The following is a 10480-nucleotide window of genomic DNA, read 5'->3' on the forward strand; positions in this document are numbered from 1 at the left end:
CGAGGCCGCTGTCCACCAGCCGCGCCACCCCCTGGCCGAGCGCCAGCGTCAGCAGCGCCGCCAGCAGCAGCGCCGCCGCCGCGCCCAGGGCGCGGCCGAGATAGGGGCGGAGATGCGGCAGCAGCAGCCGCAGCGCGACGACGGGCGCGCGGGCCGGGGCGAGGGAGGTCACCGGAAGAAGGTGGCCGCCGCCGCCCCGGCCTGCAAGCCGGCGGCTACTTCAGGAAGTCCGGCTCCAGCAGGCGCGGCAGCAGCAGCGCCATGTCGGGCCAGACGATCAGCAGCGCCAGCACCGCGAACATCGGCACCAGCATGATCAGCGTGTCCTTCAGGGCATCGGTGATGCGGATGCCCGCCACCGCGCAGGAGATCATCAGGCACAGCCCGTAGGGCGGCGTGACCAGGCCGAAGGCCAGGCTGACGATGCTGATCATCGCGAAGTGGATCGGGTGCAGCCCGCCATGCTCGGCCATCGGCTGGAGGATGGTGCCGACGATGATGATGGCCGGGATCGCATCCAGGAAGCAGCCGACCACCAGGAAGACGAAGGCGATGAAGAAGCCGGTCCCGATCGGGCCGAGGTCCCAGGCGATGACGCCGGAGAGCATGGATTCCGGGATCTTGTAGTAGGCCAGCAGCCAGCCGAAGGCGGTCGCGGTCCCGACGCAGAACAGGGTGATGGCGGACAGCCGCCCCGTCTCGGAGAAGGCCAGCCGCAGGCCCTTCAGGTCCATCTCCCGGTAGACGAAGATCGACAGTGTGCCGGCATAGAGCACGGCGATGCAGGCCGCTTCCGTCGCGGTGAACCAGCCGAAGATCTTGCCGCCGATGATGATGAAGGGCGTCAGCAGTGCGGGAACGGAGACGAAGAAGGAGGCGAAGAACTCCCCCCAGCTGGCGCGCTGATAGGTGGGGTAGCCGCGCATCTTCGCATAGGCATGCACCGTCGCCATCTGCGCGAAGCCGATCAGCAGGCCCGGGATCACGCCGGCCAGGAACAGCCCACCGATCGAGACGGTGAGCACGCCGCCCCAGACGATCATCAGGATGGAGGGCGGGATAATGACGGCGAGCACCGCCGAGACGGCGGTGATCGCGACGGAGAAGCTGTCGTCGTAGCCTTCGCGCCGCTGCGCATCGATGAAGATCTTCGACTGGCTGGCGGCGTCGGCCGTGGAACTGCCGGAGATGCCGGCGAAGAAGATCGACAGCACCACGTTGATCTGCGCGAGGCTGCCCGGCAGGTGGCCGACGATGGCGCGGGAGAAGCGCACCAGCCGGTCGGTGATGCCGCCGATGTTCATCAGGTTCGCCGCCAGCAGGAAGAAGGGCACGGCGATCAGGATGAAGCTGTTGAAGCCGTTGAACGTCTCCTGCAGCAGGATCATCGGCCAGAGCCGGTCCTCGATCAGCAGCGCCGGCAGGCAGGCGAGGCCGAGCGCGACGGCGACCGGGACGCGCAGCAGCAGCAGGGAGAAGAAGCAGCCGAAGAGCAGGGCCGCAGCCTGGCCCGATGACAGCGCGGCGCCGGTCATGCGCCCGGTTCCGTCCCGTGGCGCAGCGTCTGGATGTCGTCCCACATGCGTTCGCCCTGGAACAGGATCCAGGTGAAGCCAGCGATCGGCCAGGCGATGTGGATCATCCAGAGCGGCAGCTCCGCCAGCTCGCTGATGCGGAACCAGGCGAAGTCGGTGAACTCGATGCCCCACCACAGGAAGACGGCGCCGAACACCAGCACGAAGACGCCGGCGACGATGTCGGCCGCGGCCCGCGCACGGCCCTTGAGGCCGGGGAAGAGGTCCACGTTGAAATGCGTCCCTTCCCGGATACCGACCATGGCGCCGATCATCACCATCCAGACCAGCAGGAAGCGGGAGAGCTCCTCGGTCCAGATGTAGCGCGGCAGCAACTCGGTGAAGCGGGCGAAGATCTGCAGCGAGACCGGCACGATGATGATCGCCACCGAGATGACCAGCAGGATGTCGAGCAGCCAGGCGTAGTAGAAGTTGATGCGGCGCAGCAGGCCGCGCGCGCCGGGTTGCGGCATGCGGTGGGTCCTTCGGGGCGTGTCGCAAAGGGCGCCCGGGGCGGCGCGCGCCGCCCCGGGACGCGGGCGCTACGAGGTGAGCGAGGCGATGCGGTTGTGGATCTGCTCCGCGTCGATCTCGCGGGCATAGGCCGCCATCACCGGCTGGACCGCGGCGTTCATCTGCGCCCGCTCGGTGAAGGCCACGCGGCGCAGGCGGCCGGCCTGCTCCAGCGCGGCGATCTTCTGGCTGTCCTCGCTGCTCTCGGTCTGGCGCCCGAAGGTGCCGGCCTCGCGCCCGGCGCGGCGGATCGCCTCCTGCAGCTCGCGCGGCAGGCGCTGCATGGTCTGCACCGAGAAGCAGAGCGGACGGATGGTGATGGCGTGCTCCGTCATGATGAGGTTCGGCCCGACCTCGTAGAAGCGCATCTGCTCGACGCCCGCGGCCTCGTTCTCGCCGGCCTCGATGACGTTGTTCTGGATGGCGTTGTAGACCTCGTTGTAGGCGATGACCTGCGGCGCCATGCCGATCGCCTGGAAGGTCCGGCTCCAGATCGGCGCGCCCTGCACGCGCACGCGCAGCCCGCGCAGCTCCGCCATGGTCCGCGCCGGGCGGTTGGAGAAGATGTTGCGCACGCCGCCGCCGGCATAGCCGATCAGGCTGACGCGGGCGCGCCGCTCCACCTCGTCCGCCACCGGCTTGAACAGGTCGGCGTCCAGCACCTGGTTCCAGTGCGCCAGGTCGCGGAACAGGAAGGGCGCGTCGATATAGGGCGCGGCGCGGCTGAAGGTGGACATGTGGGCGGGGCTGACGATGGCGAAGTCCACCGCGCGGCCGGCCGACATGTATTCGAAGAACTGCTTCTCCAGCCCGAGCGAGCTGTTGTTGTGCATGACGAAGTTCACGGGACGGCCGTAGTACTGCACGACCAGGTCCTGGAAGCGCTTCATCGTCCGGTTGAAGACGTGCTCGTCATTGAACTGGCTGGCGCCGTTCAGGGTGACCGGCGCCTGGGCGCGCAACACGTTCGGCGCGGCGAGCAGGCCGGCGGCGGCCCCGGCGACGCCGAGGAAAGCGCGACGTTGCATTGGACTTGTCTCCCCATCGTGACTGCCGGCTCTCAACCCGGCTTGCGGCGGGGAGGCTAACCCGGTCCGGCGGCATTTGGGAACCGCCCAGTTACGCGGTTCGGCGCCGGGCGATGATTGCAAATGCGTCACGCTGGCGGCGGCCGCTCCGCCACCCAGCGCAGGATGTGCCGGGCGACTAGGCAGGTCTCGCCGGCCTGGTTCACCACCTCGCAGGCGCTCTCGGCCCGGCCGGCCTCGGCGTCTGTCGTGTCCACCCGGTAGCGCGCGGTCAGCGTGTCGCCGATGAAGACCGGCTTGAGGAAGCGCACGCGGTCGTAGCCGAGCGAGACCGGCACGCCCTCCGCCCCGTTGGCGATGGCGCGGTGGGCGATGGTGCTGGCGGTGGAGGAGAGCAGGCCGAGCACCAGCGCGCCATGCGCGATGCGCCGGCCATAGGCGGTCCTCGCCGCATAGGCCTCGTCCACATGCAGCGGGTCGTGGTCGCCGGTGATCTCCGCCGTCAGCAGAAGGTCGCGTTCCGTCACCGTTTTGGTGAAGGTCGCGACCTCGCCCGGGCCGATTCCGAGCCTCACGGCAGCTCCGCCAGCCGCGCGGAGGCCGCCTTCGGCGGCTTCGCGGCGATGTCCGCGGCCAGGCCCATGCGCGCCTCGCGGAACAGGCGCGGGTCCATCGGCCGCAGGTCCGGCGCGACGGCGGGGCGGAAGCCCATGCGCGCGGCGACGCCGTCCACGGTGAGGTCGGGCGCGATCTCCGCCAGCTCCGGTCCGGCGGCGCCGAGGCGGAACACCGCGGCCTCCGTCACATAGAGCACGGGCTGCCCGCGGTCCCGCGCATAGGGTCCGGAGAAGGTCACCTGCTCCACCTGCGCCACCGCCTTCGGCTTGCCGCCTGCGGTCAGCGTGCCGCCGAAGATCACGCGCCGCGCGTTCTGGCTGATGTTGATGAAGCCGCCCGGCCCGATGAGGCGGTTGCCGAAGCGCGAGACGTTGACGTTCCCTGCCGCGTCGAACTCCGCGAAGGACAGGAACGCCAGGTCGAGGCCGCCGCCGTCGTAGAAGTCGAACTGGTAGGGCTGATCGACCTGCGCGTCCGGGTTCATCGCCGCGCCCGCTTCCCCGCCGGACGCCGGCGCGCCGCCGATGTTGCCCTGCTCGTTGGTCAGGCAGACGGCATCCAGGCAGCCTTCCTCCGCCGCGACATTCGCCAGACCCGTGAAGATGCCGGAGCCGAGGTTGCACACGGCTTGCGGGAACAGCTCCAGCGCGCCGCGCCGCGCCACGATCTTGCGCGCATCGAGCGGCAGCACCGGGATGTCCTCGAGCGGCACCCGGACCTCGCCGGAATAGGCGGGCGAGTAGGGCGTCTCGAAGGTCTGCTCCTGGTCTGGCACGACGACCACCAGGTCCACCAGGATGCCGGGGATCTTCACCATCTTCGGATGCAGGCTGCCGCGGCGCGCCATGCGCTTGACCTGCACCACCACGATGCCGCCGCAGCGCTTCGTCGCCTGCGCCTCCGACAGCATCTCGAGCGTGACGGCCTCGTGCTCCATGGAGACGTTGCCGTCCTCGTCCGCCGTGGTGCCGCGCAGGAAGGCCACGTCCACCTTGTAGGGCTTGTAGAACAGCCACTCCTCGCCGCGGAACTGCACGAGCTCGACGAGATCCTCCTTCGCGGAGGACGACTGGCGGCCGCCGCCGTGGCGCGGATCGACGAAGGTGTGCAGGCCGGTCTTGGTCAGCAGCCCGGCGCGGCCCGCCGCCATCTCCCGCATCAGCTGGCTCAGCGCGCCCTGTGGCAGGCTCCACGCCTCGATCTCGTCGCGCAACGCCATCTGGCCGACGGGCGGGCTGTTCACGTAGCTGCCGGCGACGTTGCGCTTCAGCAGTCCCTTCTGCGCCAGATGGCCGAGGCCACGATGCGCGCCATCGCCCACACCCACGGGGTGCAGCGCCGTGATGCCGCGCGGCGAGGCGGTCTCGCGGAAGCGCCGGCCGAGCGCGGCGAGCAGCGCGTCCGGCACGGCATGGCCGCCGCCCGAGCCGCCGATCAGCAGCGTGTCGCCATCCCGGACGAGGGACGCGGCCTGTTCCGCCGTCACCCTGCGCATCCTGCCCGTTTCCCCTTGCGTGCTTGGCGCTACTCTAGCGCCTGATCCGCGAAGGCGGAATCGCCGAAGCGGTGAATCAGTCGCTGAGGCAAAGGCTGCGGCGCGCGGGAGGGAACCGGATGGACGGCCAGGTGACGCTGGAGGTGCAGGACGGCGTCGCGGTGCTGACGCTCGACCGTCCCGCGAAACACAATGCCATCACCAACGCGATGGCCGGACAGCTTGCTGTCCATGCGCGCAGTATCGATGCGGATGGGGCGGTGCGTGCGGTGCTGCTGCGCGGTGCCGGCCCGCGCGCCTTCTGCGCCGGGATGGACCTCAACGCGATCGAGGCCTTCCCGACCGCCTGGGATTTCCGCCACCGGCCCGATTACCCCGGCGCGGTGCGGTCCATCCGCAAGCCCGTCGTCGCCGCGGTGAAGGGCTGGGCGCTGGGCGGCGGATTCGAGTTGGCGCTGGCGAGCGACATCCGCATCGCTGGCCGCAGCGCGCGGATCGGCTTCCCGGAGGTGACGCGCGGCTGGGTGGGCGGCGGCGGCGCCAGCCAGCTGCTGCCGCGCCTGGCGGGCCTCGGCGTGGCCATGCGCCTGCTGCTCACCGGCGAGCAGATCGACGCGGAGGAGGCGCTGCGCCTGCGGCTGGTGGAGCAGGTGGTGGAGGATGCGGTGCTGGAGGAGACGGCGATGGAGCTGTGCCGGTCGCTGGCCGCGCTGCCGCCCGTGGCGGTGCAGGCGGTGAAGGCGGCGGTGCGGCAGTCGCTGGAGGCGCCGCTTTCCGCCGGCCTCGCCTATGAGAACGAGATGAACGTGCTGTGCCTGGCGGCGCTGCGGGAGGGTGCGCGATGATCGCGTCCGATGACGGAAGGGCGCAGACGCCGGAGGCGGCGAGCACCGGACGTCTGAATCGGCCGCGCGAAATCGGCGTGGGCATCGTCGGGCTCGGCATGGCGGTGGCGCCGCACATGCTGGCGATCCGTGACCTGGAGGCGGAGGGCCGCGTGCGGCTGCTCGGCGGCTTCTCGCCCAGCGCGCAGCGGCGCGGCGCCTTCGCGCAGGCCTGGGGGGCGCCCGTCTTCCTGAGCCTGGAGGCGCTGCTGGCCGCGCCCGGCCTGGATCTCGTGATCGTCCTGACGCCGCCAGGGGCGCATCTGCCGGTGGCTGAAGCCTGCGCCGCGGCAGGCAAGCACCTGCTGGTGGAGAAGCCGCTGGAGCGCACGGTGGACCGTGCGGAAGCGCTGGCGGCGCTGGCGGCGCGCGCGGATGTGACGCTGGGCGTCGTGTTCCAGCACCGCTTCCGCCCCGCGGCGCTGCGGCTGAAGCAGGCGATCGCGGCGGGCGAGCTGGGCACGCTGCTGTCCTGCTCCGCCAGCATCCGCTGGTGGCGGGATGCCGCCTACTTCGCGCAGCCCGGGCGCGGGACCATGGCGCGCGACGGCGGCGGCGTGTTGCTGACCCAGGCGATCCACACGCTGGACCTGCTGCTGCACCTGGCCGGCCCGGTGTCGCGGGTCGCGGGCTTCGCCCGCACCTCCCCGCTGCGCGCCATTGACACGGAGGACATCGCCGCGGCGGCGCTGCGCTTCGCGAACGGCGCGATCGGCGCGGTGGACGCGACGACGGTGGCGGAGCCCGGCTTCCCCGAGCGGATCGAGATCGCCGGCACCGGCGGCAGCGCCGCGCTGGTGGCGGAGCGGCTGGAGCTCCACCTGAAGGGCAGGCTGCCGGAGGTGCTGGACCGCGGCCTGGCCGGCGGCGGTGGGGCCGACCCGATGGCCTTCGACCACGGACCGCACCGCGCGATGATCGCGGAGATGCTGGACGCGATCGAGCAGGGGCGGCCGCCGTCGCATGCCGGCGCGACCGGCCTGCCGGTGCTGCGGCTGATCGAGGCGATCCTGGCGAGCTCCGTCTCCGGCAGCTTCGTGGATCTGGGTTAGGGCGGCGTGCCGGCCAGGGTGTGCACCATCAAGTCGTTCTCGCCCTTCTGCACCACCTCGCGTCTCTGGTTCAGGAGATCGAAGCCGAGCGTGACGATGCCGCGCGCCGGGTTGCGCGTGGCCCGCTTCCCCAGCACGGCGATCCGCGCGGCAATGCGGTCGCCGACGAGGATCGGCCCGGTGAAGGACCAGCGCCAGTTCAGCGAGACGATGGCGGCGAAGCGCACCGGCGCCCGGTTCTTCAGCCCGTCGCAGAGAGCCAGGCCGAGCAGCCCATGCGCGACCCGGCCGGGATAGCCCAGCGCGCGCGCGTACTCGTCGTCCATGTGGATGTCGAAGAAGTCGCCGGTCAGGCCCGCGAAGCCGGTGATGTGCGCCTCGGTCACGGTGATCCCGCCGGTCTCGAAGGCGAGGCCGGGCTCGATCTGCTCGTAGCGCAGCAGGCCTGCGTCGATCCTCATAGCCGGTGGATGTGGAGCCCGCCGTCGATGTGGAAGGCATCCCCGGTGGAGAAGGGGATGGCGCCGCTGACCAGCGCGGCTATGGCGTCGCCCACATCCTCGGGCTCGCCCCAGCGCCGGATGGGCGAGAGCCCCTCCGCGATGCGCTGCGCATAGCGGGCGGCGACGGGCGCCGTCATGTCCGTGCGGATCACGCCGGGGCGGATGTCGTAGACGGGGATGCCGTCCTCCGCCAGGCGCAGGGCGAAGCAGCGCGCGACCATGGAGACGGCCGTCTTGCTGGCAGTGTATTCGGCGCGGTCCGGCGCGGCCATGAAGGCGTTGGCGGAGGAGACGAAGACCAGGGCGCGGGGCCCGCGCTGCGGCGCGCCCTCCGCCACCATGCGCCGGGCCAGCGCCTGGGAGACGAAGAACGGCCCGCGCGCGTTGATGTCCATGCAGCGGTCCCAGGACTCCGGCGAGACCTCCAGCAGGTCCCCGCGCTGCAGGGCGCCGACGCCGGCATTGTTGACCAGCGCCTCCACCCCGCCCCATTCGCCCCAGGCCCATGCGGCGAGGCTCGCCACCGCGTCCAGATCCGCGACGTCGCAGCGGCGGAAGCCGAAGCGCGCGCCGAGCGCGACGACGGCGGCCGCGGTCTCGTCCGCGCCCTCGTCCGCGATGTCGCAGCCCAGCACGTCGTAGCCCTTCGCGGCGAGGGCGGCGCAGGTGGCGCGCCCGATGCCGCGGCGCGCGCCGGTAACCAGGGCAACAGGCCTCATCCAAGCAACTCCCTTGCCATGATCACCCGCTGGATCTGGTTGGTGCCTTCGTAGATCTGCGTGATCTTCGCGTCGCGGTACAGCCGCTCCACGGTCACGCCGCGGATGTAGCCCGTCCCGCCATGGATCTGGACTGCATCGGCGGTGCGCGCCACGGCGGCGTCGGAGGCGAAGCACTTGGCCATGCTCGCCTCCAGCGTCGCCTTCCGCCCGGCATCCATCCGCAGGGCGGCGTCGCGCACCATCAGGCGCGTGGCATGCGCGTCCTTCGCCATGTCGGCGATCAGGAAGCGGATTGCCTGCTGTTCCGCGATCGGCCGGCCGAACTGCACCCTCTGCTTCGCATAGGCGATGCTCTCCTCCAGCGCGCGCTGCAGGATGCCGAGCGCCAGCGCGGCGATTCCGATGCGGCCCTTGTCCAGCACAGACATCATCATGTGGAAGCCGCGGCCTTCAGGCCCCAGCAGCGCCTCCGCGGGCAGGCGCACATCCTCGAAGCGCAGCCCGCCGACCGGGGAGGCGCGCTGGCCCATCTTGTGCTCGGCGCGCAACCGCTCGACGCCCGGCGCATGCAGGTCCACCAGGAAAATGGACATGCCGCGATGCCCGGCGGCGGGGTCCGTGCGCGCCAGCACCGCGGCGAAGTCGGCGCGCGGCGCCATGTGGATCCACATCTTGGTGCCGCTGAGCCGCCAGCCGTCGCCGTCTCGCAGCGCCGTGGTCTTCAGCGCAGCCAGGTCCGATCCGGCCTCGGCCTCGGTCAGCGCATAGGCGCAGCTGCGGTCGTAGCGCAGCAGCGGGGCCAGGAACTCGTCGCGCTGGCGCTCCGTGCCATGCTCGCTCAGCAGCGTCGCGAGCAACTCCACCAGTCCCACCTGGTCGGCGATGCTGGCATAGCCGCGCGAGAGCTCCTCCATCACCACCGCATAGGCCAGCACGCCCGCCTCCGCGCCGCCCATCGCCTCCGGCACGGTGATCCCGAGCAGGCCGAGCCGTGCCAGCGCGCGATAGATGTCGACCGGGAAGGCCTCCGTCTCGTCGAGCTCGGCGGCGCGGGGCGCCACCTCGCTCTCCGCGAAGCGGCGGGCCGTCTCGCGCAGCGCCTCCAGCGTCGCGTCCTCGGGCACGGCGCCTCCTCCCCGGTTGGTGCCGGCAGCATGCCGCCGGGCGCGGCTCAGCGCCAGACGCCGGGCCGGACCGAGGCCGCCGTGACGAGACCGTAGGCGGTGATGCCGAGCGCGACGGCGAGGAACTGCCCATCCAGTCCCAGCGGTCCGGCCAGCAGAGCGCCGCCGCCGACTGCCAGCGCGAAGCGCGACAGCGCGGCCCCCACCGGCCAGGCCATGCGGCCCGCGCCCTGGCAGGCGAAGTACAGCGCCATGCCGAGCCCGAAGCCGCCATAGGCGGGCCCGATGATGGACAGCGCCCGCGCGGCGATGGCGGCGACCTCCGCATCCCCGGTGAAGGCGCGCGCGAAGTGATGCGGGAACAGCGCGACGGCCAAGCCCGCGCTGCCAGCCAGCACGAAGGCCAGCATCGCGCCGGTCCAGGCAAGGCGGCGCGCCTCCGCCCAGTCGCCGGCGCCCACCGCGCGGCCGACCAGCGCGGTCAGCGCGGAGCCGATGCCGAAGGCCAGCGGGATCATCAGGAACTCCAGCCGCGCGGAGATGCCATAGGCCGCGACCACCGCGGGGCCCTGCGCGGCGAGCTGCGCGGTGACCAGGATGGTCGTCAGGTTCGCGATGGCCGCCAGCAGGCATGCGACCAGCCCGACCGAGAGGATGCGCCCAAACATCGCGCGTTGCGGACGGACGCGCAGCGTGGGCGCGAACCCCGCGCCGCCGCGCAGCACGACCAGCCCCATGACGGCCGCGGCGATCCAGAACACCAGCGCGAAGCCGGCGCCGATGCCGGCCAGGCCCATCCCTCCCGGCTCCGCCAGCAACCAGGCGACGGGCGGATAGGCGGCCCAGCCGAGCAGCAGCACCCGCGCCGCCAGCGCATGCCGCCCGCCGCCGCGCAGCACGGAGGCCAGGGTATTCGCCAGCCAGGCCGGCAGCGCGCCGGCGCCGAACAGCCACGCCGCATAGGCCG

11 protein-coding genes are annotated in these 10480 nt (G+C 71.7%); 2 read left to right on the plus strand and 9 right to left on the minus strand.

Annotated features, from left to right (window positions below; all coding sequences use genetic code 11):
- Positions 1-215 precede the first annotated feature (215 nt).
- The 5 genes from OZN99_RS17290 to OZN99_RS17310 all read right to left on the minus strand — a co-directional run bounded on the left by OZN99_RS17290 (position 216) and on the right by OZN99_RS17310 (position 5228).
- On the minus strand, positions 216-1535 hold the full coding sequence (locus OZN99_RS17290; RefSeq protein ID WP_270936508.1) for a TRAP transporter large permease: 1320 nt from the start codon (positions 1533-1535) through the stop codon (positions 216-218).
- Positions 1532-2047: a TRAP transporter small permease gene (locus tag OZN99_RS17295; protein WP_270936509.1), complete on the minus strand. Its 516-nt coding sequence runs from the start codon at positions 2045-2047 to the stop codon at positions 1532-1534. Before OZN99_RS17295 ends, OZN99_RS17290 begins: the two co-directional genes overlap by 4 nt.
- A gap of 69 nt (positions 2048-2116) precedes the next feature.
- Positions 2117-3115, minus strand: coding sequence for a TRAP transporter substrate-binding protein (locus tag OZN99_RS17300; protein WP_270936510.1), 999 nt, complete (start codon positions 3113-3115; stop codon positions 2117-2119).
- Positions 3116-3243: 128 nt separating this feature from the next.
- A complete protein-coding gene (locus OZN99_RS17305; RefSeq protein ID WP_270936511.1) occupies positions 3244-3690 on the minus strand; it encodes a MaoC family dehydratase in 447 nt (148 codons plus the stop codon).
- Positions 3687-5228, minus strand: a complete 1542-nt coding sequence (locus OZN99_RS17310; RefSeq protein ID WP_270936512.1) for an acyl CoA:acetate/3-ketoacid CoA transferase — start codon at positions 5226-5228, stop codon at positions 3687-3689. The genes OZN99_RS17305 and OZN99_RS17310 overlap by 4 nt, the downstream gene beginning before the upstream one ends.
- A gap of 119 nt (positions 5229-5347) precedes the next feature.
- On the opposite strand from OZN99_RS17310, the gene OZN99_RS17315 reads away from it, so the two are divergent.
- Both OZN99_RS17315 and OZN99_RS17320 read left to right on the plus strand, forming a co-directional pair.
- Positions 5348-6073: an enoyl-CoA hydratase/isomerase family protein gene (locus OZN99_RS17315; RefSeq protein ID WP_270936513.1), complete on the plus strand. Its 726-nt coding sequence runs from the start codon at positions 5348-5350 to the stop codon at positions 6071-6073.
- On the plus strand, positions 6070-7164 hold the full coding sequence (locus OZN99_RS17320) for a Gfo/Idh/MocA family protein (RefSeq protein WP_270936514.1): 1095 nt from the start codon (positions 6070-6072) through the stop codon (positions 7162-7164). The genes OZN99_RS17315 and OZN99_RS17320 overlap by 4 nt, the downstream gene beginning before the upstream one ends.
- Here OZN99_RS17320 and OZN99_RS17325 read toward each other — a convergent pair.
- The 4 genes from OZN99_RS17325 to OZN99_RS17340 all read right to left on the minus strand — a co-directional run.
- The gene (locus OZN99_RS17325; protein WP_270936515.1) at positions 7161-7625 is read right to left on the minus strand and encodes a MaoC/PaaZ C-terminal domain-containing protein; all 465 of its coding nucleotides are present in this window, start codon (positions 7623-7625) and stop codon (positions 7161-7163) included. The two genes, OZN99_RS17320 and OZN99_RS17325, sit on opposite strands and share 4 nt — an antisense overlap.
- The gene (locus tag OZN99_RS17330; RefSeq protein WP_270936516.1) at positions 7622-8386 is read right to left on the minus strand and encodes a 3-ketoacyl-ACP reductase; all 765 of its coding nucleotides are present in this window, start codon (positions 8384-8386) and stop codon (positions 7622-7624) included. Before OZN99_RS17330 ends, OZN99_RS17325 begins: the two co-directional genes overlap by 4 nt.
- Entirely contained in the window at positions 8383-9513 is a 1131-nt protein-coding gene (locus OZN99_RS17335; RefSeq protein WP_270936517.1) for an acyl-CoA dehydrogenase family protein, read from the minus strand. Before OZN99_RS17335 ends, OZN99_RS17330 begins: the two co-directional genes overlap by 4 nt.
- A gap of 47 nt (positions 9514-9560) precedes the next feature.
- Positions 9561-10480 (minus strand): MATE family efflux transporter (locus tag OZN99_RS17340; protein WP_270936518.1); only part of this gene is annotated, 920 nt, incomplete at its 5' end.

The organism is Falsiroseomonas oryzae (assembly GCF_027856955.1).
In the GTDB taxonomy this organism is placed as follows: Bacteria; Pseudomonadota; Alphaproteobacteria; order Acetobacterales; family Acetobacteraceae; genus Falsiroseomonas; species Falsiroseomonas oryzae.